Annotated in this window: 12 protein-coding genes and 3 pseudogenes; 7 read left to right on the top strand and 8 right to left on the bottom strand. The window is 71.9% G+C overall.

Features of this window, described 5'->3' with window-relative positions; genetic code table 11:
- Positions 1 to 4: 4 nt before the first annotated feature.
- From ACSHXC_RS05015 to ACSHXC_RS05005, 3 genes are read left to right on the top strand one after another with little or no spacing between them, the layout of a single operon-like run.
- On the top strand, positions 5 to 1,699 hold the full coding sequence (locus tag ACSHXC_RS05015; protein WP_438296437.1) for an ABC transporter ATP-binding protein: 1,695 nt from the start codon (positions 5 to 7) through the stop codon (positions 1,697 to 1,699).
- A 57-nt stretch (positions 1,700 to 1,756) separates the two neighbouring features.
- Positions 1,757 to 12,697 carry an amino acid adenylation domain-containing protein gene (locus tag ACSHXC_RS05010; RefSeq protein WP_438290377.1) on the top strand — a complete coding sequence of 3,647 codons (10,941 nt, stop codon included), beginning with the start codon at positions 1,757 to 1,759 and terminating at the stop codon, positions 12,695 to 12,697.
- Entirely contained in the window at positions 12,684 to 14,387 is a 1,704-nt protein-coding gene (locus tag ACSHXC_RS05005) for an ABC transporter ATP-binding protein (protein ID WP_438290376.1), read from the top strand. Before ACSHXC_RS05010 ends, ACSHXC_RS05005 begins: the two co-directional genes overlap by 14 nt.
- Before the next feature lie 53 nt (positions 14,388 to 14,440).
- Here the strand turns inward: ACSHXC_RS05005 and ACSHXC_RS05000 are convergent, their stop codons facing one another.
- Positions 14,441 to 15,583: an alpha/beta hydrolase-fold protein gene (locus tag ACSHXC_RS05000; RefSeq protein ID WP_438290375.1), complete on the bottom strand. Its 1,143-nt coding sequence runs from the start codon at positions 15,581 to 15,583 to the stop codon at positions 14,441 to 14,443.
- 195 nt (positions 15,584 to 15,778) lie between these two features.
- Here ACSHXC_RS05000 and ACSHXC_RS04995 point away from each other — a divergent pair, with 195 nt between their 5' ends.
- The 4 genes from ACSHXC_RS04995 to ACSHXC_RS04980 all read left to right on the top strand — a co-directional run bounded on the left by ACSHXC_RS04995 (position 15,779) and on the right by ACSHXC_RS04980 (position 18,566).
- On the top strand, positions 15,779 to 15,991 hold the full coding sequence (locus ACSHXC_RS04995; protein WP_438290374.1) for an MbtH family protein: 213 nt from the start codon (positions 15,779 to 15,781) through the stop codon (positions 15,989 to 15,991).
- An 87-nt stretch (positions 15,992 to 16,078) separates the two neighbouring features.
- Entirely contained in the window at positions 16,079 to 17,659 is a 1,581-nt protein-coding gene (locus ACSHXC_RS04990) for an amidohydrolase (protein ID WP_438290373.1), read from the top strand.
- Positions 17,656 to 17,886, top strand: a complete 231-nt coding sequence (locus ACSHXC_RS04985) for a hypothetical protein (protein ID WP_438290372.1) — start codon at positions 17,656 to 17,658, stop codon at positions 17,884 to 17,886. The genes ACSHXC_RS04990 and ACSHXC_RS04985 overlap by 4 nt, the downstream gene beginning before the upstream one ends.
- 155 nt (positions 17,887 to 18,041) lie before the next feature.
- Positions 18,042 to 18,566: a GNAT family N-acetyltransferase gene (locus tag ACSHXC_RS04980; RefSeq protein WP_438290371.1), complete on the top strand. Its 525-nt coding sequence runs from the start codon at positions 18,042 to 18,044 to the stop codon at positions 18,564 to 18,566.
- A 95-nt stretch (positions 18,567 to 18,661) separates the two neighbouring features.
- Here ACSHXC_RS04980 and ACSHXC_RS04975 read toward each other — a convergent pair.
- The 7 genes and pseudogenes from ACSHXC_RS04975 to ACSHXC_RS04945 form a co-directional block, all read right to left on the bottom strand.
- A pseudogene (locus ACSHXC_RS04975) lies at positions 18,662 to 19,024 on the bottom strand (aminotransferase class III-fold pyridoxal phosphate-dependent enzyme); the annotation flags it as partial.
- 18 nt (positions 19,025 to 19,042) lie between these two features.
- Positions 19,043 to 20,233: an IS110 family transposase gene (locus ACSHXC_RS04970; RefSeq protein ID WP_438290370.1), complete on the bottom strand. Its 1,191-nt coding sequence runs from the start codon at positions 20,231 to 20,233 to the stop codon at positions 19,043 to 19,045.
- 227 nt (positions 20,234 to 20,460) lie between these two features.
- Positions 20,461 to 21,252 (bottom strand): annotated as a pseudogene (locus ACSHXC_RS04965) (aminotransferase class III-fold pyridoxal phosphate-dependent enzyme); the annotation flags it as partial.
- A 44-nt stretch (positions 21,253 to 21,296) separates the two neighbouring features.
- Positions 21,297 to 22,109 carry an acetylglutamate kinase gene (argB, locus tag ACSHXC_RS04960; RefSeq protein ID WP_438296435.1) on the bottom strand — a complete coding sequence of 271 codons (813 nt, stop codon included), beginning with the start codon at positions 22,107 to 22,109 and terminating at the stop codon, positions 21,297 to 21,299.
- A 128-nt stretch (positions 22,110 to 22,237) separates the two neighbouring features.
- Positions 22,238 to 23,480, bottom strand: a pseudogene (locus tag ACSHXC_RS04955) (bifunctional glutamate N-acetyltransferase/amino-acid acetyltransferase).
- The gene (gene argC / locus ACSHXC_RS04950; protein WP_438290369.1) at positions 23,477 to 24,517 is read right to left on the bottom strand and encodes an N-acetyl-gamma-glutamyl-phosphate reductase; all 1,041 of its coding nucleotides are present in this window, start codon (positions 24,515 to 24,517) and stop codon (positions 23,477 to 23,479) included. The pseudogene ACSHXC_RS04955 and the gene argC overlap by 4 nt, the downstream one beginning before the upstream one ends.
- Positions 24,518 to 24,815: 298 nt before the next feature.
- Complete coding sequence (locus ACSHXC_RS04945; protein ID WP_438290368.1) at positions 24,816 to 26,009, bottom strand: macrolide family glycosyltransferase; 1,194 nt, start codon at positions 26,007 to 26,009, stop codon at positions 24,816 to 24,818.
- Positions 26,010 to 26,078: the final 69 nt, after the last annotated feature.

Raw genomic sequence — 26,078 nt, 5'->3', positions numbered from 1 at the left:
CGAGATGCCGTGGCTGACGGCCGCCACCGTGTTCAGCACGGTGGCCGGGGCCGCGCTTCAGATGCTCCCGGTCCTCCTGCTCGGCCGGGTGGTCGACGGGGTGGTCGGCGGTGAGCCGCGCTCGGCCCTGCTCACCACAGGGGTCGTGATGGTGGCCGCCGCGCTGCTCGGTGCGGCGGCCACCGCGGTGTCGACGTATCTGATCGGGCGCCTCGGCGCGGATCTGCTCGCCCACCTGCGTGAAGGTGCCGTCCGGGCCGTGCTCGGGATGCCCATAGCCCGGGTCGAAGAGGTGGGCCGAGGTGACGTGTTGTCCCGGGTCGGCGACGATGTCGCCGTCCTGTCCAAGGGCATCCGCTCGGCGATTCCCACGGTGTTCTCCGCGGGTGTGCTGGTGGCCGTCGCCACGATCGGCATGTTCGGTCTCGACTGGCGGCTCGGTCTTGCGGGAGCCTGCGCGCTGCCCGCCTACGCGCTGGCCCTGCGCTGGTACCTGCCCCGGTCCGCCCCGCTCTACCGCAAACAGCGGCTCGCCCAGGCCGACCGTGCGCAGGCCCTGATCAGCGGTCTGAACGGCATCGACACGGTGCGGGCGTACCGCCTGGAAGAGACGTTCCGCGCCAAGGTGGCCAACGACTCGCAGCGGGTACGGGATTACGGGATCGAGGTGTTCCGCTTCTTCGGCCGGTTCGTCGGCAGGGAGAACCGTGCGGAGTTCATCGGCCTGGTGCTGATCCTCGTGGTGGGTTACGTCCTGCTGGAGACCGGCAGCGCCAGCCTCGGCGACGTGTCGGCGGCCCCGTTGGTGTTCCACCGGCTGTTCACGCCGCTCGGCGCCATCATGTTCACCTTCGACGAGGCGCAGAAGTCGGGCGCGAGCCTGACGCGGCTCGTCGGGGTGCTGACGGAGCCCGCGGCGGAGCGGCTGGTGGGTCATGAGGCAGCCGCGCCGCAGGACGGCACCCCCTACCCGGTGGCGGTGGAGGGGCTGACGTTCGGATACCCCGGGTCCGAGGAGCCGGTCCTGCGGGACGTCAGCCTGACGATCCCGGCGGGCGGCTCACTGGCCCTCGTGGGAGCGACGGGCGCCGGCAAGACGACGCTGGCCGCGCTCGTCGCGGGGACGGAGACCCCGCAGGCCGGGACGGTGCGCGTCGGGTCGACCGACCTCGCCGATCTGGACGAGGTCGGTGCGAGGGCGTTGGTGAGCGTCCTGACCCAGGAGACTCATGTGTTCTCCGGCCCGCTCGCCGACGATCTGAGGCTGGCCGCACCGGAGGCGAGTGACGCCGAACTGACGGACGCGCTGCGCACGGTGGGCGCCGACACATGGGTCGAGGCGCTTCCCGACGGGCTGTACACCGCGGTCGGCGAGGGAGGGGAGCGCCTGGACGGCATGAAGGTCGCCCATGTCGCCCTGGCCCGGCTCGTGTTGAGCCGGGCGCCGGTGGTGGTGCTCGACGAGTCGACCGCGGAGGCGGGCAGTGAAGGCGCCGCAGAACTGGAACGCGCCGTTCAGGCCGCCTGTGCGGGCCGCACCACGCTGTTCGTGGCGCACCGGCTGACCCAGGCGGTGGCCGCCGACCGTATCGCGGTGCTGGACGCGGGACGAGTCGTGGAGCAGGGCACGCACGAGGAGTTGGTGGCTCTGGGCGGCCGCTACGCGAGGCTCTGGCGGGCCTGGAGAGACGGTAGTTAGGTAACCCTAATTTAGGTTAGGGTTACCTATGTGCCTTGGAAGGGTGTTGAGTCTTCGATGATGGAACCGAGCGCTCGTCTCGTGCTGTTTTCCCCCGCGCGTCTGGCCGACGTACACCGGCGCCTGGGTGGCTACTCCGACCGGACCGTCGCCGAGGCGGCTGCCATCGGCCTCGCGTACTGGGCGACCGGCCAGAGCCCGGACGGCATTGAGCTCACACCCGGCACGCTGTTCGCGGACGTGCTCGGCTGGGTCGACAACGGCGGTGGCGCGCCGGGCGGTTGGGAGGTCGGCGAAGCCGCCTCGGAGGGTATCCGCATCGCCGTGCCCGAGGGCGTCCTGCCCTCCGACGCGCAGCTCGCCCTGGACGACCTGGCGGACTTCCCGGACCGGCCCATCGGCACCATCGCCCCGTCCGGCGTGACGGAGCGGCTCAAGATCCTGGCCGGCTGGAACGACACCGCGGCCGACCGGATCCGGCCGACCATCGTGGAGATGTTCCGCGAACAGGCCCGGCTCAGGCCGGACGCGGTGGCCGTCGTCGACGAACGCCGATCCCTGACGTACCGTCAAGTCGCTGAGAAGTCGTCCCAGTTGGCGCACCACCTGCTCGGACGCGGACTCGCCGCGGAACAGGTCGTCGGCATCTCGCTGGGCCGTTCCGCCGACATGGTGATCGGCCTGCTCGGTGTCCTCCAGGCCGGCTGCGCGTTCGTGCCGCTCGACCCGCAGTGGCCCGCCGCCCGCCGCGCCGTCGTCATCGACGACGCGCGGGTCGCGGTCCAGCTCAACGCCACCGGTGAGCACGACCCCGCCGAACCGGCCGCCGTCGCCGTCGACCTCGACGACTGGCAGTACGGCGCCTGCCCCGTCGAAGACACCGGAGTCACCGTCCAGGGAGACTCCCTGGCCTATGTGATCTTCACGTCCGGCTCGACCGGCCGCCCCAAGGGCGCGATGATCCGGCACGAGGCGATCAGCGAGCGCCTGCTGTGGCAGGTCGACGAGATCCTGGGCTTCGGTCACGACGACGCCTCGCTCTTCAAGGCGCCGCTGTCCTTCGACATATCCATCAACGAGATCTTCCTGCCGCTGGTGTGTGGTGCCCGCCTGGTGATCCTGCGACCCGGCGGCGAGCGCGACCCGCACCACATGCTGGGCGTGATCGCCGAGCAGCGCGTCACCTTCACCTATCTCGTGTCGTCCATGCTCGACGTCCTCCTGGAGATCGCGGGCGACTCGGAGCGCCTGGACAGCCTGCGGCACGTGTGGTGCGGCGGCGAGGTGCTCACCCCGGAGCTGTACGAACGGTTCCGCACCCGGCTCGGCATCCCGATGTACCACGGCTACGGGCCGGCCGAGACCACGATCGGCGTCTCCCACGTCATCTACCGGGGCAGGGCGGAGCGCCTGTCGACCTCGATCGGCAAGGCCAACCCCAACACCCAGCTCTACGTCCTGGACGAAGAGCTCCGCCCGGTCCCGGTCGGGGTCGGCGGCGAACTCTACGTAGGAGGCTTCCTCCTGGGGCGCGGCTACGTGGGCGCGCCCGGCCTGACCGCCTCCCGGTTCGTGGCGAACCCCTTCGCGAACGACGGATCGCGCCTGTACCGGACCGGCGACCTCGCCCGGTTCGCCCCGGACGGATCCCTGGACTTCCTCGGCCGCGCCGACAACCAGGTGAAGATCCGCGGCATGCGCCTCGAACTGGAGGACGTCGAGGCCGGCCTCGCCGAACACCCCCGGGTGCGGCACACCTGCGTCGTCGCCAAGAAGAACAGCGCGGGCGGCACCTACCTCGTCGGGTACGTGATCCCCGCCGCAGGCAGCGAGGAACTGAGCGCCGACGAGGTCAAGTCCTGGGCCGCGGAGCACATGGTCGAGTACATGGTGCCCGCCCACATCGTCGTGATGGCGGAGTTCCCGCTCACCGCCAACGGCAAGCTGGACCGGCGCGCGCTGCCCGAGCCCCGGATCGTGACCGGCTCGTTCGTGCGGCCCTCCAACGACGACGAGCGCGCCGTGTGCGCGGCCGTCGCCTCCGTGCTGCGGCTCGACGAAGTCGGCGTCGACCAGGACTTCTTCCACCTCGGCGGAGACAGCATCCTCGCGATCTCCCTGCTGAGCGCGCTGCGCGAGGCGGGCCTGTACGTCTCCGTGCGGCAGATCTTCTCCAACAGCGTCCTGGGCGCGCTGGCAGCCGTCGCGAGCCGCGAGGACGTGACCCTGGTGGACCACGGCGACGTCGCCACCGGCCCCGTCACCGGATCGCCCATCGTCCAGTGGCTCGGCGAGACCACGGACGCGATCGACGGGTTCGTCCAGTCGGTCGTCCTCAACACCCCGCCGGACCTCACCGCCGACACCCTCGACGCCGTCCTCACCTCCGTCGTCGCCCGGCACGACATGCTGCGTGCCCGGCTCGTACGCGGCGACCGCTGGAGCTTCGACATCCCGGAGGCCGACGGAGCCACGGCCCACTGGCAGGAGAGCGACCGGCCGCTCGATGGGTGCGTGGCCCTCGCCACCGAGGGGCTCGACCCGGACAACGGCATGATGCTGCGCGCCGTCTGGCGCCGTGCAGCACGCCAGCTGGTCGTCGTCATCCACCACACGGTGATCGACGGAGTGTCCTGGCGCGTCCTGATGGAGGACCTGGCCACCGCCTGGCGCCGGGCCTCCGCGGGCGAGGCGATCGAACTGCCCCCGGTGGGCACGTCGTTCCGGCGCTGGACGCAGCTTCTGGAGGGCTCCGCGTTCGACGACGACCGCGCCTACTTCGAACGCGCCCTGCCGGGGCCGGACGCACCGCTCGGCAGGCGGGCGCTGTCCGAAGCCGACACGGTCGAGCGGGAACGGCACCGCACCTTCACCGTCGGCGCCGACCTCACGGCCGCGCTCCTCGGCGAGGTCCCGGCGAAGTTCCACGCGGGCGTCAACGACGTGCTCCTGACCGCGCTCGCCGTCACTCTCGCCCGCTGGCGCCGCGACCGCGGCCAGGACCAGACGTTCGCGCACATCGAACTCGAAGGCCACGGACGCGAAGGCCGGCACGTCGCGGGCAGCGCCGGTGCCGAGCCGGACCTGTCCAGGACGGTCGGCTGGTTCACCACCCTCTTCCCGGTGACCGTGGACCCCGGCACCTCGGGCGACTTCACCGCCCCCGCATACCTCGCCACCGCGCTCAAGGCGGTCAAGGAGGACCTCGCCCGCGTACCGAGCAACGGCGTCTCCTACGGCGCCCTGCGGTACCTGGCGGACGCCTCCTTCGCCGCCCCCGCGCCCCAGGTCCTGTTCAACTACCTGGGCCGCTTCGACGCGGGCACCTCCGAGGAATGGCAACTCGCCGAAACCACCGGCCAGTTGGGCGAGAAGCGGGACCCGAGGATGCGCCTGCCGCGCGCCCTGGAGTTCAACGCGATCGCCGAACCCGCGGCCTCCGGCGAGTACGAACTCGCCACCACCGTCTCCTGGCCCGACGGGATGTTCAGCGACGAGGACGTGGAGACGCTCGGCGGCTACTTCCGCAGCGCCCTCGCCGGTCTCGCCGCGCTCGACCAGGGCGGCCACTCGCCCAGCGACTTCCCGCTGGTGCGGCTGACCCAGGACGACGTCGACGCCCTGGACGGCCCCGAGCTGCGCGACGTCCTGCCGCTCACCCCGCTCCAGGAAGGCCTGTACTTCCACTCGGTCTTCGACGATGACTCCGCCGGCAGCTACGTCGAGCAGCAACTGCTCACGCTGGAGGGCGACATCGACGCCGCCCGGCTCGCGGCGGCCGCGACCCGGCTGCTCACCCTGTACCCCAACCTCGCCGCCCGCTTCACGGCCCTCGCCGACGGCCGCGTCGTCTCCGTCCTGGAAGGCGGCGCCGTAGCTCCGTTCACCACGGTCGACCGGCCCGGCATCACCGACGAGGAGATCCGCCGCCACGCCGAGCGCGACCGCCGGACCGGCTTCGACCTGGCCACCGGCCCGCTCATGCGGTTCACCCTGTTCCGCGACCCGGAGCCGGGCCGCAACGTGCTCGTGCAGACCGTGCACCACATCATCGCCGACGGCTGGTCGGTGCCGCCGATGCTGCGCGCACTCCTCGCCGAGTACCACGCGCCGGGCAGCGTGTACCCGCTGGGCGGCTTCCCCGACTACGTGAGCTGGCTCGCCGGCCGCGACGCCGACGAGAGCGACCGCGTGTGGGCCGCCGAGCTCGACGGGCTGCCCGGCCCCTCGCTGGTGGCCGGGGAGCACATCCCGTCCGACCGGTTCGCCGATACCTCGACGCAGCCGGCGGGCGACATCGACGCGGCCGCCCGGGCCGCCGGTGTCACGCTGAGCGTGGCCGTGCACAGCGCCTGGGCGCTGACCCTGGGCGACATCCTGGGCTCCGGGGACGTGGTGTTCGGCTCCACCGTCTCCGGCCGCGACGCGGACGTGCCCGGCATCGGCGACATGGTCGGCCTGTTCATCAACACCGTTCCGCTGCGCGCCCGTTGGGCCGCCGGCACCACCGCGCGCGAACTCCTCGCCTCGGTGCGCGAACACCAGGGCGCGGTCCTGCCGCACCAGCACGTCTCCCTGGCCCGGATCGGCCGTCAGGCCGGCGTCGGCTCCCTCTTCGACACCCTCGTGGTGTTCGACGTGGCGACCGACGTCACCACCCTGCGCAGCCCCGGCGACACGCTCGTCGTCACCGAACTCGTCAACGAGGGAGCCCCGCACTACCCGCTGACGCTGGTCGTGGAGAGGTCCCTCGACGGACGCCCGGGCTTCAACCTGATCTACGACGGCGAACTGCTGCGGGAGAGCGGCGCACAGGACATCCTGCGCAGGTTCACGCACACCCTCACCGGCCTCCTCGACCGGCCCGACGCCGTGCTCGGCGACCTGGTGCCGCAGGGGACCCGGAGCCCGGCGCCGATCACCCCCGCCACGCTCGGCGACCTGTTCGACGCGGCGGCCCGCCGCGACCCGGCCGCCACCGCCGTCACCCAGTGCGCTCTCGACGGCACCACCCGGTCGCTGACCTACGGTGAACTGGCCGCCGCCAAGGACGAGTTGGCCGCCGCCCTGCGCGCGTCCGGAGTCCGGCCGGGCCGGCGGGTGGCCGTCGCGGTCCCGCGCACCATCGAGCAGGTCGTCGCCCTGGTCGCCATCGTCAGCGCGGGCGGCGCCTACGTACCGCTGGACATGGCCTATCCGGACGACCGCCTGGAATACGTCCTGGCGGACGCCGCGCCCCAGGCCGTCCTCGTCGACCCGGACCAGCGCGAGCGCTTCACGGCGCTGCTCGAAAAGGCCGGCGTCCCGGCCCGCGTCCTCGTACAGGGCGACGAACTTCCGCAGGGCGACGAACTTCCGCAGGACGACGAACTTCCGCAGGGCGACGGGCAGTTGGCGGAAACGTCCGTCAGCCGACACGACCCCGCGTACGTCATCTACACCTCCGGCTCGACCGGCCGGCCCAAGGGCGTCGTCGTCCCGCACTCCAGCGTGGTGACCCTGCTCGCCAACACCCGGCCGGACATGGACTTCGGCCCCGACGACGTGTGGGTCCAGTTCCACTCGTACTCCTTCGACTTCGCGGTCTGGGAGCTGTGGGGCGCGCTGGCACACGGCGGCGAACTGCTGGTTCCGGACTACGGACTGACCCGCTCGCCGGTGGACTTCCACCGGCTTGTCCGGGAGCGCGGAGTGACCGTGCTCAACCAGACCCCGTCGGCCTTCTACCAGTTCATCGAGGCCGACCGGCACGCCGCCGAACCGCTGACCGCCCTGCGCCGCGTCATCTTCGGCGGCGAGGCGCTGGACCTCGGGCGGCTGAGCGGCTGGGGCGAGCGGCACGGCGCCGCCTCGCCCGAGCTGGTCAACATGTACGGCATCACCGAGACCACCGTCCATGTGACCCACCGGGTGCTGACCGCCGACGACTTCGCCCGCGGCGACGTCAGCCCCATCGGCGGCCCCATCCCGGGCCTGACGACCTACCTGCTCGACGACCGGCTGCGGCCGGTGCCGCCGGGCCGGGTCGGTGCCATCTACGTGGCCGGCGACCAGGTGTCACTCGGCTACCTCGGCCGGCCGGGCCTCACCGCGGGCCGGTTCGTGGCGAACCCGTTCGCGAACGACGGCTCCCGCATGTACCACACGGGCGACCTCGCCCGCCGCACCCTCGACGGCGAGCTGGAGTTCGCCGGCCGTGCCGACGACCAGGTCCAGCTCAAGGGCTTCCGCATCGAGCTCGGTGAGGTCGAATCCGCGATCCGGGACCTCGCGGGGGTGGTCGACGTGGCCGTCACCGTCGCGGACAGCGGTGACCACCTGGTCGCACACGTCGTGGGCCGGGTGCCCGGAGACCTCTCCGCGCTCCTCGCCGCGAAACTGCCCGTGCACATGGTGCCGGGCCGGATCCTGCCGGTGGACGCCCTGCCGCTGACCGTCAACGGCAAGCTGGACCGCAAGGCCCTGGCCGCGCGAGCCGCGCGGGACGAGACGCCGTCGGCCGTCGACGGCTCCGCGCTGTCCAGTCTCGTCGCCATCTTCGCCGAGACGCTGAACCACCCCGACGCGGACGCCGACACCGACTTCTTCGGAGCCGGCGGCGACAGCATCGTCGCCATCACGGTGGTCAACCGGGCCAGGGCGCTCGGGCTGACGATCGCACCCCGCGACGTGTTCCTGCACAAGACGCCGAGGGCCCTCGCCGAACTCCTCGGCACCCGCGCGCCGCAGACCCCGGCGGCCCCCTCCGTGCCCGCACGCCGCGAGGACGGTCCCGTGCCGCCCACGCCGATCATCCTGCGCCAGCGCGAACTGGGCGGATCCCTGGCCCGGTTCGCCCAGGCGCGGACGCTGCAGCCGGCCGAGGGCACCACCCTCGCCGACGCCGAGCGCGCCGCCAACGCGGTCCTTGCCGCCCACCCCGCCCTGCGGATGCGGCTGAACACCGAGCACGGGGTGTGGACCCTGCGCACCGAACCGGCCCGCGAGGCCGTCTTCGTCCGCGCGGTCTCCGCCGACGCCGAGGCCGCCGCGAACGAGGCGGCCGGACTGCTCGACCCGGAGGCCGGGGACGTCATCGCGTTCTCGTGGCTGGCGGCGACCGGCACCCTGGTGATCACCGTCCACCACATCGCGGTCGACGCGGTGTCCTGGCTGATCCTGCTCGACGACATCGCGGCCGTCCTGCGCGGCGAGCCCCTCGCACCGGTGACGACGTCGTACGCCGAGTACGCGGAAGCCCTGACTCTGCGGTCCGCGGGTGAGGCCGACGCCCTCGGGCACTGGATCGACACCCTCCAGGCGCCCGCGCTGCTTCCGTCGGTGGGCGCGCTGCGCGACACCACCGTGGTGCTCGGGCCCGACGCGAGCGACCGCGTCACGCGCACCGCTCCTGCCGCGCTCGGCGTCGCGCTCACCGAGCTGCTGTGCGGAGCGCTGCGCACCGCCCTGACCGAGGTCCAGGCGTCGCCCTGCGATCTCGCGATCGACCTGGAACGGCACGGCCGCTTCCCGGTCCTTGAACACCACGACTACACCCGTACGGTCGGCTGGTTCACCGCCATCGCGCCCGTCCGGCTCACCGCGCACACCGACCCCGTCGCCGCCGCCCGCGAACTCGCCGAGCGGCAGCCCGACGAGGCCGGGCACCTCGCCTACGGCCGGCTGCGGCACCTCAACCCGCAGACCGCGCCACTGCTGACCGCCCGCCCCCAGGTGCTGTTCAACTACCTCGGCCGGGGCAGCGAATCGGAGGCCCTGCACATCACCGGCGGCGACCAGGGCAGCCCCTACGCCGTGGAGGTCAACGCCTGGACGGACGCGGCCACCGGCAGCCTGCACGCCGCCTTCACCCTCGCCGAGGAGATCCCCGACGAAATCACCGCCCACTGGCTGCGCGCCCTGGAGGCCATCGCGGACTCCGCGGTGACGGCCGAGCGCACGGCGCCGGTCACTCCGCTCCAGCGGGGCCTGTACTTCCAGGCACAGATGGCGGGCTCGGCCGGGCACTACGTCGCACAGAGCTACTTCTCCTTCGACCGGCGCCTGGACACCGGCGCACTGGCCCGGGCCATGGCCTCGGTGATCGCCCGGCACCCCGTGGTCGGCGCGGGCTTCACCACCGACGACGACGGCAACCCGGTCCAGGTCCTCAAGGCCGGCCGGCCGATCGACGTCCGCACGGTCGAGCTGTCGACCGAAGCCGAGGTGGAGGCACTGCGCGTCCGCGACCGCACCACCGGCTTCGACCCGGCCGAACCACCGCTGATCCGGCTCACCGTCATCCGGCTGCCGGACGGCCGCGACGGCCTGCTCCTCAGCTACCACCTGCTGCTGTGGGACGGCTGGTCCCGCGAGATCGTGCTGCGCGACCTCTTCGCCGCGTACGAGGCCGTCCTCGCCGGAGAGCAGCCGGACACCCGTCCCGCCACGCCCTCCTTCGAGGACTACGCCCGGACCCTGGCCGCCAGGGACCAGGCCGCCTCGGAGCGGTTCTGGGCCGGGCAGCTGGCCGGGCTCACGGGTCCGACGCTGCTCGCCGGACCGGCGCCGTCCCTCTCCAAGGACCTGCCGCCCGCGCTCGTCCACACGCTTTCCGCCGAGCAGTCGCAGCTGCTGCGGGAGGCAGCCAAGACGCACGGCGTCACCCTGAACTCCGTCCTGACCGGCGCGTTCGGACTTCTGCTCGGCGCTCACACGGGCCGCAGCGACGCGGTGTTCGGCGTGACCGTCTCCGGCCGCGAGGGCGCCTCCCTCTCCGGCATCGTCGGCGTGCTGCTCAACACCGTGCCGATGTGGACGCGGGCGCGGCCCGGCGACACCGTCGCGGACTACCTGTCGGCCGTGCAGGCGTCCAGGGTCGAGGCCATGGAGCACGAGCACCTCGGGCTCGGCGAGATCCAGCGGGCCAGCGGCCACGACGCCCTGTTCGACAACCTCTTCGTGCTCCAGAACTTCCTGGACATGGACGCGTTCGCCGAGATGAACACCCGCCACGGCATCACCGCGGTGAAGTCCGACGACTCCACCCACTACCCGTACACCTGGGTCGTCACGCCCGGCGACCGGCTCACCGTCAAGCTGGAGCACCGCCACGGCGACAGCGACAGCGCCCGCCGTCTCCTCGACGACTACGTGCGCGTCCTCGATGACCTCGTCGCTTCGACCGGGCCGGTGGGGGCGCTCCCCGGCCTCGGCCCCGTGCCCGAGCCCGCCGTCCGCACGGACATCGGCACGGACACCGTCGTTGACCGGTTCGACCTGGCGGCCGACCGGGCCCCGGAGCGGATCGCGCTCGTCTCGCACGGCCGGAGCATGACGTTCGCCGAACTCCAAGGCCGCAGCCGCGAGTTGGCGGGAGTGCTCGCCGCCCGCGGTATCGGCCCCGAGCGGACCGTCGGCCTCGCGATCCCGCGCTCGCTCGACTCGATCGTGGCGCTGTTCGCCGTGCTGCGCACGGGAGCCGCGTACGTACCGCTGGAGCTGGACCACCCGGACGAGCGGATCGCCTCGATCGTCGCGGACGCCCGCCCGGACGTGATCCTCACCGTCGGCGCCGTCTCGCACCGGCTGACCGGCGATCTGATCGAGCTGGACCGCCCCCTGCCGCAGGCCGAGCCGTTCACGACCTTCGCGCCGGACGACCCGCTGCGCCTGCGCCACCCCGCGTACACGATCTACACCTCCGGCTCGACCGGAAAGCCCAAGGGCGTCGTGACCGAGTACGCCGGCCTCACCAACATGCTGATCAACCATCAGCGGCGCATCTTCGAACCGGTCCTCGCCGAGCACGGCAACCGGATCTTCAAGATCGCCCACACCGTGTCGTTCGCCTTCGACATGTCGTGGGAGGAGCTCTTGTGGCTCGCCGACGGCCACGAGGTCCACATCTGCGACGAGGAACTGCGCCGCGACGCGCCCGCCCTGGTCGAGTACTGCGGTGAGCATGCCATCGACGTCGTCAACGTGACCCCGACGTACGCACAGCAACTGGTGGCGGAGGGCCTGCTCGACAACCCGGCCCGGCGTCCCGCACTGGTGCTCCTCGGCGGCGAGGCGGTCACCCCGACCCTGTGGCAGCGGCTCGCGGCGACCGAGGGGACGGTGGGCTACAACCTGTACGGCCCCACCGAGTACACGATCAACACCCTGGGCGTCGGCACGTTCGAGTGCCAGGACCCGGTGGTGGGCGTGGCGATCGACAACACCGACGTGTACGTCCTCGACCCGTGGCTGCGGCCGCTGCCGGACGGCGTGCCGGGCGAGCTCTACGTCTCGGGCATCGGCATCGCCCGGGGCTACCTCGACCGTCCGGCCCAGACCGCGGACCGGTTCGTGGCGTCCCCCTTCGGTGTGCCCGGCGAGCGGATGTACCGCACCGGGGACCTGGTGATCCGGCGGCCCGACGGCAACCTGATGTATCTGGGCCGCACCGACCAGCAGGTCAAGATCCGTGGACACCGGGTCGAACTGGGGGAGGTCGAGGCCGCGTTCGCGGCGAACCCGGCGGTACGGTTCACCGCTGCCGTCGCCCAGCCCGACCCGCAGGTCGACGGTGCCTACCGGCTTGCCGCGTACCTCGTGCTCGACGGCGCCGATCTGGCGGACGTCGCCGCCGAGGTGGGCTCCGGGCTGCCGGACTTCCTGCGGCCGACGCACTACGCCCAGGTCGACAGCATCCCGCTCACGGTCAACGGGAAGGCCGACACCTCGGCACTCCCCGAGCCCAAGCCGCTGGGAGCGCTGACCACTTCGGGTGAGCGCGGCCCGGAGACCGAGACCGAGACGGTGGTCTGCGAGTACTTCGCGGAGACCCTGGACCTGGACGACGACGAGGTGAGCGCGGTGGGGGACTTCCAGTCCCTCGGAGGACACTCGATGCTGGCCGTACGTCTGGTCGGGCTCCTGCGCCGGGAGTTCGGCCCCGTGATCACCATCCGTGATCTGCTCACCCTGCGAACCCCGGAAGCGATTGCCCGCCACCTTGATGACAACTCCTGACACCCAGCGATCCCGCCGCCCGGGATCCGACATCCTCCGGACGGCCATACGCCGCAACGTCGGCGCCATGGTCTGGGGCACCGTCCTCATGAGCCTTTACCAAGCCGGCGAGACCGCGTTCCCCATCGCGCTCGGCCAGATCGTCGAGCACACGATGCGGGAGCGGAGCACGGGATCGCTCCTGGTGTCGATCGCGGTGCTGGCCGTGCTCATCACGGTGGTGTCCCTGTCGTGGCGGTTCGGGATGCGTGTCCTGCAGAAGGCCAACACGACCGAGGCGCACCGCTGGAGGGTGCGGGTCGCGGCCTGCGGCCTCCAGCCGGTGGCCCGGGAAACCGGCCTGAAGTCCGGCGAGGTGCTCACCATCGCCACCGAGGACGCCGACCAGACCGCCGACATCGTCGAGGTGGTGCCGATCCTGATCAGTTCCATGATCTCGGTACTGATCGCGGCGGTCGCGCTGGGCATGGCAAGTCTTCGCCTCGGCCTGCTGGTCATGGCGGGGACCGTGGCGATCCTCTCCGTCCTCAGCGTGATGTCCAGGCGGATCGGCACCAGCACCAAGGAGCAGCAGGCCCGGGTGGCACGAGCGGGGGCGAAGGTCGCCGACCTCATCACCGGCCTGCGCCCGCTGCACGGCTTCGGCGGCAACCACGCGGCGTTCCGGTCCTACCGGAGGGTCAGCACGGAGGCGAAGGAGCAGTCGATCACCGTCGCCCGGGTGAACGGCGCCTACGCGGGCACCGCGTTGGGCCTGAACGCCACCCTCGCGGCCTCGGTGACCCTGACGGCCGGCTGGCTGGCCTTCGACGGGCAGATCAGCATCGGGCAACTCGTCATGGCCGTCGGCCTGGCGCAGTTCATCATGGAGCCGCTCCGGCAGTTCTCGGACATGCCGAAGTACGTGATGATGGCACGCGCGTCGGCGCAGCGGATGGCCCTGGTGCTGTCCGCCCCGCCGGTGACGGTCCCGGGGACGGAGCGTCCGGCCCCGGGCGGGAGCCTGGAGATCGACTGCGTCCGGTACGGGTCCCTGCAGGGGCTGAAGTTCCAGATTCCGGCCGGGGAGTTCACGGCGATCGCGGCCTACCAGCCGCGTGCGGCGGTGGAGCTCGCGTCGATCCTCGCCGCGCACGTTCCGCCGGAAGCCTACGAGGGAGTGGTGCGGGTCGGCGGGCGTGAGCTCGCGGGCCTCTCGGTCGAGTCGGTCCGCGAGCACATCCTGGTGAACCCCTACGACGGGGAGATCTTCGCCGGGACACTCCGCTCGAACATCGACCCGTCGGGGACGAGCCGGATGCTGCCCGAGGCGGTCGAGGCGTCCATGCTGACCGATGTGGTGGCCCTGCACCGGCAAGGACTCGACTACGAGGTCCGCGACCGGGGCTCGAACCTCTCCGGAGGCCAGCGTCAACGGCTGTCCCTGGCAAGGGCGTTGGCCGCCGACACGGAGGTACTGGTGCTGCGCGACCCGACGACGGCCGTGGACGCCGTCACCGAGCAGCTCGTCGCACGCAACATCGCGAAGCTGCGCCGGGGCCGTACGACCGTCGTGATCACCAGCAGTCCGGCCCTGCTCGACGCCGCCGACCGGGTCCTCGTCGTGGACGACGGAGTGGTCACGGCCGAGGGCACGCACCGCGGGCTGCTGACCACCGACGAGGCGTATTGCCTGGCGGTGACCCGGTGACAACGGCCTGGGGGCCCGGCGTGATCGCCGGGCCCCCAGGCCGTTCGCGTGTGTCAGGCCAGTGCCCAGGCGACGTCCCGGAGCAGGGCCTGGCGCCAGCCCGCCCGGTCGTGGCCCGACGCCGACCGCGACGTCCGGACGGTCGCGCCGGCCTTCTCGGTGAGAGCCTCGACCAGTTCGCAGTGGGGACGCATGCGCGTCTCGTGCTCGCCCAGGTCGAAGGCGATCCGCAGTCCGGACAGGGCGGGGTGCTCGCGCAGGCGCCCGGCGACGGCGCCGCCGACCGGACCGCCCAGGGGGTCCGGCAGCGCGGCCGCCTCCGGCGTCCACCAGAACGACCCCGACTGGCAGGCGACGCGGAACACCACGTCCGGGAACTCCAGCGCCGCGTACATCGCACTCAGTCCGCCCAGGCTCTGTCCCGCGACCACCAGGCGGTCCAGGTCCGCGGGCACCCCGCTGTCGGCCACGAGCGGAAGCAGTTCGTCCCGTATCGCCTCCCACAGCTCCGGCCGGCACCCGAACTCGGCGAGCCGGTCCTTGGCCGGCACGAAGACCAGCGTCACCGGTGGCATGTCACCCGCGGCGCAGGCGGCGTCGAACGCGGCCATCGCCGGGTGCAGATGGAGCCAGTCGTCCCCGTCGAGCAGCAGGACCACCGGTCCGCCGCCGCCCACCGGATGGATCCGTACGGGGCGCCGCCCGCCGAGGCGCTCACTGGCCCAGCGCACACGGGTGCGGGGGAGCGGCAGCACATCGGCCGCTCCGACGGCCGGCCAGTGCGGCTGGGGCGGAGCGTCCGGAGTGGCGGTGACGGACCGCTCACCGCCGGCCCCGACAAGGTTGTACGGATCGGCGTACGACCCGTCAGCCGTGCTGAACTGATAGGTCACCCGGAGCCGTGCGGGCATGCGCACCTCGGCGTACCAGCAGTCCGTGTCGCGCCACCGCACCAGCGGCACCGGATCCGACCAGCTTTCGAACTCGATGACCGCCCGGGCGCCGCGCCACAGGAACAGGGCGACCCAACCGCCGTCGCCGGACGGCACGTACGCGGGAGTCGCCGCCCAGAACTCATCGGTGCCGGGCACGCCGGGCAGGCCGAACCGGGCGAACGGACTCTCCGGGCCGGCTGGGCAACCGGAAGCGACTTCGGCCGTACCCAGCCGCTCCTGTGGCTGTCCGGGTCCAGGCATCGGTGCCTCCTTGTGAGGAAGAGGTGGAAACGTTAAGCTTTGTGATTAGGTGAGCCTAACCTAAGCATGACTCGCCTCGCGGCCGACCTCATCCAGATCAACCACCCCCACGGACGCGGCCCTTGCCGCCCGGGAACGCGCCTGCGCGCCGGACCGGGCATGCCGGTCCCATCGGGCTCCAGGAGGAACCCACACATGAGCACCAACCCGTTCGACGACGCCGACGGCCGTTTCCTGGTCCTCGTGAACGACGAAGGCCAGCACTCGCTCTGGCCGTCGTTCGTGGAGGTGCCCGGGGGCTGGACGGTCGCGTTCGAGGAGTCCACCCGCGACGCGTGCATGGAGTACATCGAGTCCCACTGGACCGACCTGCGCCCCCGCTCCCTCGTGGCGGCCGTCGACGCCTGACCGGGAGGGCCCGGCGGCGCCGCGCCCGTACGCCCGCGCCTCCGGCCCCGGTACCGGCCGAGACGCCTTGTGACGGACGGACTTCCCATGCTGTGCTCAAGGTTGACGAACGCGAACATCGTCACCATGGACCCGGACCGGCCGGTCGCCCGGGACCTGGGGATCTGGCGGGGCCGGATCGTGGGCCTGGACGAGGCGGTGACCTCGCTCCCCGCCCGCGAGGTCATCGACCTGCAGGGCGCCACCGTGCTGCCCGGGTTCATCGACAGCCATGTCCACCTGGCCTGGGCCGGGTTGAAGCAGAGCGCCCCGAGTGTCGCTCCCTGCGAGCGCGTGGAGGCGGTGCTCGCGGCTGTCGCGGAGGCGGCCTCGCGCACCGGCGCGCCCGGCGACTGGGTGGACGTGATGGGCTATGACCAGCGGGCCCTTGGCCGCCACCTGACCGCCGCCGAACTCGACGCGGTCAGCCACGGGCGCAAGGTGTTCCTGATGCACGACTCGGGCCACGGCTGCGTGGTCAACAGCGCGGTCCTGGACCTGCTCCCCGCCGAAGTCCCGCACCAGGACGGCTTCCTGGCCGAGAGCGCCATGACCGCGGCGCGGCGCCTGAGGCTGCCCTACGCCCAGGCCGACATCGCGGACGCCGTGGAACGGGCGGCCCGGACCTGTCTCGCCGAAGGCGTGACCGCCGTCGCTGAGGCGGGCATCGGGGGCGGCCTGCTCGGCCACAGCCCGGTGGAACTCGGCGCCTACCAATTACTGCGCGACCAAGGGCGGTTGCCCCTGCGGGTCCAGCTGATGGCGGCCGGCGACACGCTGCGCCCCCGCGACGCACACCGGGCCGACGGCTTTACGCACGCCCTGGACCTGGGCATGCGCACCGGGTTCGGCGACGACTGGCTGTCGCTGGGCGCGCTCAAGATCTACACCGACGGCGGCATGATGGCCCGCACCGCCGCGCTCACCGCCCCGTACGCGGGCATGGGCCACACCGGTCAGCTGCAGGACGACCCCGAAGTCCTGACCCGGCTCATCGTGAACGGCCATCTCGCCGGCTGGCAGCTCGCCGTCCACGCCATCGGAGACCGGGCCGCGGACCTCGCGCTCGACGCGCTGGAGCGGGCGCAGCACCTGCTGCCCCGGCCGGACGCGCGCCACCGGATCGAGCATGCCGGGCTGATCCGCCCCGACCAGCTGCCGCGCTTCGCGTCCCTCCGTGTCGGCGCGGTCGTCCAGCCGGCGTTCCTGTACTCCTTCGGGGACGACTACGCGGATGTGATGGGCCCGGAACGGGCGCCCTGGATGTACCGCGGACGGGGATTCCTGGACCACGGCGTGACGCTCGTGGGCAGCTCGGACCGGCCCGTCACGGACGGGGCGCCGCTGCGTGCCGTCCAGTTCATGGTGGAGCGGGCCTCCGCCTCCGGCCGCCGGGTCGGACCGCAGGAGGCGGTCACGGTCGAGGAGGCGCTCCGCGCCTACACGGTCTCGGGCGCCTACGCATGCCGCTGGGACGACTCGGCAGGCAGTCTCTCCCCCGGCAAGCGTGCCGACCTGGTCGTCCTGGGAGACGACCCGCTACGCGTCGATCACTCGCGGATCGGCGGCATCGAGGTCGTGGCGACATTCGTCGACGGAAAAGAAGCAACGAAAGCAGGAAAGCTGTGAACACTCGCATGGACACCCTGGAACGGCTCTCCCCGCTGTGGGAGGGCCCCGCCGTCGAGTGGCGCTGGGTGATCTGGCAGGTGAGCACGGGCGAATCCCTCGTCTTCGACCGGGAGTTGAACATCCCGTGCGATGTGGACGACGTAGTCCTCGGGGAAGTGATACGCCGGATGCGCGAGGCGGGCGCCCCGGAGACCGACGCCTACCCGGGCCGCCCCTGCGGCTAGCAGGCCCCGACAACGTGGCCGACTTGGCCGATTCAATTAGGTAAGGCTAGCCTTAGTTCGACCGTTCCGTTGGGGTTGCCCGACGCTCTGCCCTCACCGGGTTTTTGTCCGGCAGCCCCGCGCCCACGAACGGTGCGACCCGAGGAAGGAATGCCTTGACCACGGCCACGCTGCCCCCCGCCGCCCTCGCCGCGTCCCCCCTTCGAACCCCCACCGCCCGATGGCGAGATGGCGCCGAATTCCAGGTCCGCCGGGCGAACGAGGGCGACGCTCCCGCGCTGGCCGCCCTCTCCCGGCCGTTCGTCCGCGCGGGCGCCCTCCGCGAACGCCCGCTCTCCCTCTACGTTGCGCGGGCATCCGACTTCCTCGTCGCCCAAGCCCCCGACGGCACCCTCGAAGGCGGTCTCGGGCTGAGCGAACACGCCGCGGACGGCATCCTGTACAACTTCTGCGTGGCCGCGCACCGGCAGGGCTCGGGGATGGGGGGTTACCTGTTGCAGGCGGCGTTCTCCCGGGCCCGCGCCAGCGCCCTGACCATGCTGTTCACCGCGACGACCGGGAGCGGCCGGCTCTTCCTCGGCCACGGCTTCGTCCCGTCCCGCCCGGACCTGGCCCCGGCCGCCTGGGCCCGGACCCTGGACCCCGGCCGCAACGCACGCGTCCTGGCCCGCACTCTCTAGACGCATTCCGTAAACGCACTCGGTGGATACCGAAAGGGCGGGCCCAGTGGCGGGCCCGCCCTTCTGCCATCAACCGGCAGGATCTGCAAGGCAGTTCAGGACGCTCCACCGGTGCCGTACGAGGCGTCGAGGATCGAGGGCAGCGCCGTCACGAACGCATCGGCCCGCTCCTCGGGCAGCGTGAGGGCCGGAGCCAGCCGTACGACTCCGGGCCCCGTCGCGTTCACGAGGAAACCCGCGTCCTGCGCCGCCTGCTGGACCCGCGCGGCGACCGGCTGCGCCAGCACCACGCCCAGGAGCAGCCCCGCGCCCCGCACTTCGCGGACCAGAGGGTGCTCCAGCCGCCGGATGCCGTCGCGAAGCTGCTCGCCCACCCGCGTGACGTGGGAGAGCAGCCCCTCCTTCTCGATGGTCTCCAGAACGGCGAGCCCGGCGGCGCACGCGACCGGACTGCCACCGATTCCTAATGCCGTCTGTCAAGCCGCAGAGGCGGTCGGCGGTGTGAGCTCGTAGCACCGTCCGTCGCGGAGAAGGGCCCAGAGGACGTTGACGCGGCGACGAGCGAGGGCAAGGACGGCCTGGGTGTGACGCTTACCCTCGGCGCGTTTGCGGTCGTAGAACCGGCGGGATTCCTCGGACCGTCGGATGCTGAACAGCGCGGAGGTGTAGAGCACGCGCTGGAGCCGTCGGTTGTATCGCTGCGGGCGCCGCAGGTTCCCGCTGATCTTTCCGGAGTCGCGCGGGACCGGGGCGACGCCGCCGAAGGCGGCGAGGCGGTCAGGGGTCCCGAAGGCGGCCATGTCGCCGCCGGTAGCGGCCAGGAACTCGGCACCGAGGATGATGCCCAGACCGGGCATGCTGGTGATCACCTCGAAGTGCTGGTGGTCGCGAAACCGGGCCTCGATGAGCTTGTCGAACTCGGCGACCTGCTCGTTGAGGAGCATCACCTCCTTCGCGAGCGTGTGCACCATCTGGGCGGTCAGCTTCTCCCCGGGCAGGCTGGTGTGCTGGCGCTCGGCCGCTTCGACCGCGGTCTCGGCGAGCTGATCGGCTCGGAGAACCTTGCGGTTGCGCAGCCACGTTTCCAGGCGCTTGGCACCGAGCCGGCGGATGGCCGCGGGGGTCTGGTAGCCGGTCAGCAAGGTCAGCGGACCCTTGTTGGTGAGGTCCAGGACCCGTTCCAGGCCGGGGAAGATCCCAGTCAGCTGGGCCCGGAGCCGGTTGACGGTGCGGGTGCGGTCGGCGACGAGGTCTATGCGCCGGCCGGTGAGGATCTTGAGGTCGGTGACCGTCTCGTCGCCGGTGTGTAAGGGGTGCAGGTCGCGGCGGATGCGGACCTGGTCGGCGATGACGGCGGCGTCCTTGGCGTCGGTCTTTCCTTCGCCGCGGTAGCCCTCGGAGGCGCGGTGGATGGCGCGTCCGGAGATGTAGTGGACCGGCTGGTCGTGGTTGAGGAGGATCGCGATGGCCAGGGCGGCTCCACCGTCGGCCAGGTCGATTCCCCAGGTCGCCTCGTCGCCCAGGGCCAGGACGTCGGTGAGGAGTTCGAGCAGTTCGGGCTCGTCGTTGGCGACTCGCCGGGACAGCAGCCGGTGGCCGCTCTCGTCGATCGCGACGCAGTGGTGGTGGGTCTTGCCTGCGTCGATGCCGGCCCAGATCGCGGCCATGTGGTGCCTCCGTGCGGTGTGGTGCTGGTGCCTCCCGACGGACGACCTCGCTGTCGATTCCCTACGGAGCGATCATTCGCAATTCCTAATTGGCAGCCGAGTCGTCGTGGGGCGTCGGGTGGCCAATCGGTGGTTGCCACTAGCGGCAGAAGGTTGAAAGCCACGCCCGACGCCCCTGGGTGGGAGAACCATACGAAGGGCTCGCCCGGTCCTGCAGACAACATAGGGAAGGTGGACCCGTGCTGACCGGGCGTCAGCAGACCGGCGGCTCCGCCGAAGGCGAGTGTGGCACCGATCGGCAGACCGCCGCCCAGGCCCTTGGCGAGGGTGATCACGTCCGGCTCCACGCCGGGCTCGGCCTGGTGCGCGAACCAGTGACCGGTACGCCCGATCCCGGTCTGCACCTCGTCAAGCACGAGCAGGCTGCCCGTGGCCCGGGTGATCTCGCGGGCGGCCCGCAGATATCCCCCAGGGGCCGGCACGACCCCTGCTTCGCCCTGGACCGGTTCGAGGACGACCGCCGCGGTGTGCTCCGTGACGGCCGCGCGGAGTGCTTCCGCGTCGCCGTACGGAACGTGTGTGACCTCCGCGGGCAGGGGAGCGAAGGGGGCCTGCTTGGACGGCTGGCCGGTGAGGGCGAGCGCCCCCATGGTGCGTCCGTGGAATCCGCCCTCGGCGGCCACGAGATGGGGACGCCCGGTCCGTCGGGCGATCTTGAAGGCGGCTTCGACGGCCTCGGCGCCCGAGTTGGCGAAGAACACCCGGCCCGGCCTGCCCGCCAGGTCGAGCAGCCGCTCGGCCAGTGCGACGGGCGGCTCCGAGACGAACAGGTTCGACACGTGCCCGAGCCTGGCGGCCTGGTCCCGCACGGCCGACAGCAGGGCCGGGTGGGCATGGCCCAGGGCGTTGACCGCGATCCCGCCGGTGAAGTCCGTGTACGCGCGCCCCTGTTCGTCCCACACCGTGCTGCCCTCGCCCCGGACGAGGGCGAGCGCGGGCGTGCCGTAGTTGTCCATCATCACCGCACGCCAGCGGTCGGTCAGCGGGGTGGTGCTCGCGGCGGTCACGCGCCGTCCTCCTTGCCGCCGGGCCCCTCGGACCCGGTTTCCTCGTCCGGCACCACGGTGGTGCCGGGTCCGTCCTCGGTGAACAGGCCGCGCAGCAGCGCGTGCGGTGCGCGGCCGTCGATGACCTGCGCACGGCCGACACCGGCCCGGACCGCCCGCAGGCAGCCCTCCATCTTGGGGAGCATGCCGCTCGCCAGCCGCGGCAGCAGCGCGTCCAGCTCGGCTGCGTTCAGGCGGGCGATGACGTCGTTGCTCTGCGGCCAGTCCGCGTACAGCCCCTCGACGTCGGTCATCACCATCAGCCGGTCCGCACCGAGCGCGACGGCCAGCGCCGAGGCCGCGAGATCGGCGTTGACGTTGTAGACCTGACCGTCCTCGCCGCGTGCGACGGGCGAGACCACGGGTATGTGCCCGCGCTCCAGGAGCGCGCCGATCGCCGAGGAGTCCACCGCCACGACGTCGCCGACCAGACCGATGTCCACCGGCCGTCCGTCCACCGAGGCGGTGCGCCGCACGGCGGTCATCGTGTGCGCGTCCTCGCCCGACAGGCCCACGGCGAACGGGCCGTGCACATTGATGGCCCCGACCAGCTCCCGCTGGACCCGGCCGGTGAGCACCATGCGCACCACGTCCATCGTCTCCGGCGTGGTCACCCGCAGCCCGGCCTCGAAGCGCACCTCCAGGCCCAGCCGGTCGAGCATCGCGCTGATCTGCGGGCCGCCCCCGTGCACCACGACGGGCCGCAGACCCGCGTGCCACAGCTCCACCACGTCCTGGGCGAACGTCCGGTGCAGCGACGGGTCGACCATGGCGTTGCCGCCGAACTTGACGACGACCGTGCGGCCCTGGAGTTCCTCAAGCCACGGCAGATCCTGTGCGTCCGGCAGCGGCTCCGGTATCGCGGCGGGCGTCTTCGGCTCCGCCGTTCCTGCCCCGCTCACGAGCTGTACGCGCTGTTCTCGTGGACGTACTCGGCCGTCAGGTCGTTGGTCCAGACGACGGCCGAGGAGTCGCCGGAACGCAGGTCCACGGTGACATCGATGCGCCGCTCCGACAGGTCGACCTTGTCGCGGGCCTCGCCCTCGGCGCCGTCCCGGCACACCCAGACACCGTTGATCGCCACGTCCAGACGGTCCGGGTCGAACACGGCCGATGTGGTGCCGATGGCGGACAACACCCGCCCCCAGTTGGGGTCTTCGCCGTGCAGCGCGCACTTGAGGAGGTTGTTGCGGGCCACCGAGCGGCCCACCTCGACGGCGTCCGCCTCCGTGTCCGCGCCGACGACCGACACCTCGATCTCCTTGGACGCGCCCTCGGCGTCCGCGATCAACTGCCGGGCCAGGTCCTGGCACACGGCATGCACGGCCGCGGTGAACTCCGCGGCCCCGGGCGTCACACCGGAGGCTCCCGAGGCGAGCAGCAGCACGGTGTCGTTGGTGGACATGCAGCCGTCCGAGTCCACCCGGTCGAAGGTGGTGCGCACCGCTTCGCGCAGCGCCGGGTCGAGCACCTCGGCGCCGACGTCGGCGTCCGTGGTCAGGACCACGAGCATGGTGGCCAGGCCGGGGGCGAGCATGCCCGCGCCCTTCGCCATGCCGCCCACTGTCCAGCCGTCGCGCCTGGCCACCGCGGTCTTGTGGACCGAGTCCGTCGTCTTGATGGCGACGGCCGCGTCCTCACCGCCCGCGGCCGAAACGACGTCCGCGACGGCGGTGATGCCGGCCGTCACCCGGTCCATCGGCAGCCGGACGCCTATCAGGCCCGTGGAACACACCGCGACCTCGTCGGGTGTCCGCGACGGCGGTGATGCCGGCCGTCACCCGGTCCATCGGCAGCCGGACGCCTATCAGGCCCGTGGAACACACCGCGACCTCGTCGGGTGTGGTGTCCACGGCCCGCGCCGTCCGTTCCGCCATCAGCCGGGTGTCGTCGGCGCCGCCGGGCCCCGTGCAGGCGTTCGCGCCACCGGAGTTGAGCACCACGGCGCTGACGCGCCCGTCGGCGAGCACGCGGCGGGACCAGCGTACGGGCGCGGCCTGTACGCGATTCGAGGTGAAGACACCGGCGGCGGCGCGCGACGGCCCCCGGTTCACGACCAGAGCGAGGTCCGGGTCACCGGACTCCTTGATGCCGGCGCTTATTCCGCCGGCGAGGAATCCAAGGGCGGCGGTCACACTCACGGAGCCACTCCATTCGTGGGCAGGCCCAGCCGTTCCGGCAGGCCGAGGGCGATGTTCATGCTCTGCACCGCGCCACCCGCGGTGCCCTTCGTCAGGTTGTCGATGGCGCTCACACAGATCAGCCTGCGGGCGTCCGGGTCCACGGCGATCTGTACCTGGACGGTGTTCGAGCCGAGCACCGCGCCGGTGGACGGCCACTGGCCGGGCGGCAACAGCCGTACGAACGGCTCGTCGGCGTACGCGGCCTCGAACGCGGCGCGCACCTCGTCGTCCCGCCCCGTCGCCGCGATCCCCGGGCGCAGCCGGGCCGAACAGGTGGCGAGGATGCCCCGGGGCATGGGTGCCAGGGTCGGAGTGAAGGACACCGTCACGTGCTCGCCGGCCGTGAGGGAAAGGTTCTGGACGAGCTCCGGGGTGTGACGGTGTCCGCCGCCGACCCCGTACGGGCTCATGGAACCCATCACTTCGGAGCCGAGGAGGTGCGGTGCGAGCGACCGCCCGGCGCCGGAGGTTCCGCTGGCGGCGACGACGACGGCCTCGGGCTCGACGAGGCCGGCGACGTAGGCGGGGAACAGCGCCAGGGTGACCGCGGTGGGGTAGCAGCCGGGCACCGCGATCCGAGTCGCACCCTTCAACTCGTCCCGGGCGCCCGGAAGTTCGGGCAGACCGTACGGCCAGGTGCCGGCGTGGGGGGAACCGTAGAACCGCTCCCAGGCGGCTGGATCGCGCAGTCTGAAGTCGGCGCCGCAGTCCACTATGAGCGTGCCGGGGTCCAACGCGGCGGCCAGCGCGGCCGATTGGCCGTGGGGGAGGGCCAGGAACACGACGTCGTGGCCGCGCAGGGAGTCAGCCGAGGTGTCGAGCAGGAGCCGGTCGGCGAGCTGCGGCAACTGCGGTTGTACGGACCCGAGCGGGCGGCCCGCGCTGGTGTGCGCGGTCACCGCGCCGACCTCCACGCCGGGGTGTGAAGCCAGCAGGCGGAGCAGTTCCCCGCCCGCGTAGCCGCTGGCGCCGGCCACCGCGACCCGTACGGTCATGTTCTTCCATTCTCTCTGGCGTTCATGGGAGGTGTGCGGGCACGGGGCGGTGCCGAACGGGTACGCGGGCGCCGGCCATGTGGAAGCGGGCGGGCACAGGGCGGGAACCGATGGCCGGCAGGACCGTGGTGTTCCCCTCCCTGATGTCACGGGCGAGCGCGTCCCCAGGGCCAACCCGTTGATGATTAGCTTAGCCTAACCTAAGTCAATCGCGGTCTGCCTGCGTGGCCCTCGGGGCAGGGCTCGGATGGAGGGCGAACCGCATGGTGGATGTGCCGGTGCCGCCCCCCCCGCGTTGTCAGCTCACGCGCTCCTCTGTCAGCTGCGTCTCGATCAGGTCCGCGGCGCGGCGGGTGCCGCCCTCGGCGCGGACCTCGGCCCACAGCCACGATGAGCGCGCGGCGATCCGCGGATCGCCGATGAGTTCCATCAGGGCCGTGCGCAGCGCTGCCGCTGTGAGGTCCGCGGTGTTGACCTGGCGGGCAACACCGAGCTCGACCAGCCGGTCGGCGTAGCGGCACTGTTGGGCGCCCTCCGGTACCGCGATCACCGGCACACCGGCGTACAGGCACTCGCTGCTGGTGGCCATTCCGGTGTACGTCACGCACGCGTCCGCGTGCTCGAGGATCGTCAACGGGCTTGTCCACGGCCGTACTTCGAAGTTGGACGGAATCCGTTCGGCCAGCTCGGACGGATCGCTGTCGCCGCCGGTCTGGAGCACCACATGCCAGCCCGGAAGATCCGCGAAGGCCGCCATGCACTGCTGGTAGATCTCCTGTGGCCGGGGGTGCTCGGAGCCGACCAGTGACACCAGGAGCACCTTCTGCGCGCCGGCCGGACGCATCCAGCCGCCCTCCTCCTCGCCGGCGCCGAAGCACGGGCCGACGAACGTGACCGCTTCGGTGTCGACCCGGTCCGCATAGGGCTGCAGGGCGCGCGGGATCATGGCCAGCACTCGCTCCGGGTGGCCGGTGAACTCCTCCACATTCGTGGTCTCCGCGCCGCACCGCTCCAGCCAGGCGGCGAACCGCGCTCGGTATGCGGGGCCTCCGGGCAGCTCGGCGAACGCCGCGCCGATCTCCTCCCGGGCACCCTCCCAGGCCACGTGCGTCGGTGACAGCTGGACGACGGCGCGGCCCTGCGCCTCGGCCAGCGCGCGGCCCGCGTACGCACCGATGTCGTAGAGGTACAGGTCGGCCGGGTCGTCGTCGTACGCCGCGTGCAGCTGGGGCAGAACGGCCATCGCCTCGTCGAGGAAGAGGGAGGCGGCGGCGATGGGGTCCTGCGGCCAGTCCTGGTGGGCGAGCGGCAGGGTGGAGGTCAGGGGGACCAACTCGGCGCCGGTCTGGGCGATCAGCTCGGCGGTGTGGTCGGCGTTGGCGTACGTCACGCGATGGCCGCGGGCCACCAGCTCACGGATGATCTCCAGGCTGGGCAGCACGTGGCTGACCAAAGGCGTGCCGATCATGGCGATATGGGCAGCATGGGGCATGTCAGGACTTCCTTGAATATGAGGGCTACAACAGAGCAACGTCAAGGAGCCCGACTCGGCAACGGGCAG

The sequence above is a fragment of the Streptomyces sp. HUAS TT7 genome (assembly GCF_051550175.1).
In the GTDB taxonomy this organism is placed as follows: Bacteria; Actinomycetota; Actinomycetes; order Streptomycetales; family Streptomycetaceae; genus Streptomyces.
The sequence above is the reverse complement of the archived record's forward strand: the minus strand, read 5'-3'. Positions and strand labels throughout refer to the sequence as shown.

Bases quoted from the DNA above. Each gene is read 5' to 3' on its own strand.
- ACSHXC_RS05015 (WP_438296437.1), top strand. From the start codon at position 5: ATGCCGTGGCTGACGGCCGCCACCGTGTTCAGCACGGTGGCCGGGGCC.
- ACSHXC_RS05010 (WP_438290377.1), top strand. From the start codon at position 1,757: ATGATGGAACCGAGCGCTCGTCTCGTGCTGTTTTCCCCCGCGCGTCTG.
- ACSHXC_RS05005 (WP_438290376.1), top strand. From the start codon at position 12,684: ATGACAACTCCTGACACCCAGCGATCCCGCCGCCCGGGATCCGACATC.
- ACSHXC_RS05000 (WP_438290375.1), bottom strand. From the start codon at position 15,583: ATGCCTGGACCCGGACAGCCACAGGAGCGGCTGGGTACGGCCGAAGTC.
- ACSHXC_RS04995 (WP_438290374.1), top strand. From the start codon at position 15,779: ATGAGCACCAACCCGTTCGACGACGCCGACGGCCGTTTCCTGGTCCTC.
- ACSHXC_RS04990 (WP_438290373.1), top strand. From the start codon at position 16,079: ATGCTGTGCTCAAGGTTGACGAACGCGAACATCGTCACCATGGACCCG.
- ACSHXC_RS04970 (WP_438290370.1), bottom strand. From the start codon at position 20,233: ATGGCCGCGATCTGGGCCGGCATCGACGCAGGCAAGACCCACCACCAC.
- argB (WP_438296435.1), bottom strand. From the start codon at position 22,109: ATGGTCGACCCGTCGCTGCACCGGACGTTCGCCCAGGACGTGGTGGAG.
- argC (WP_438290369.1), bottom strand. From the start codon at position 24,517: ATGACCGTACGGGTCGCGGTGGCCGGCGCCAGCGGCTACGCGGGCGGG.
- ACSHXC_RS04945 (WP_438290368.1), bottom strand. From the start codon at position 26,009: ATGCCCCATGCTGCCCATATCGCCATGATCGGCACGCCTTTGGTCAGC.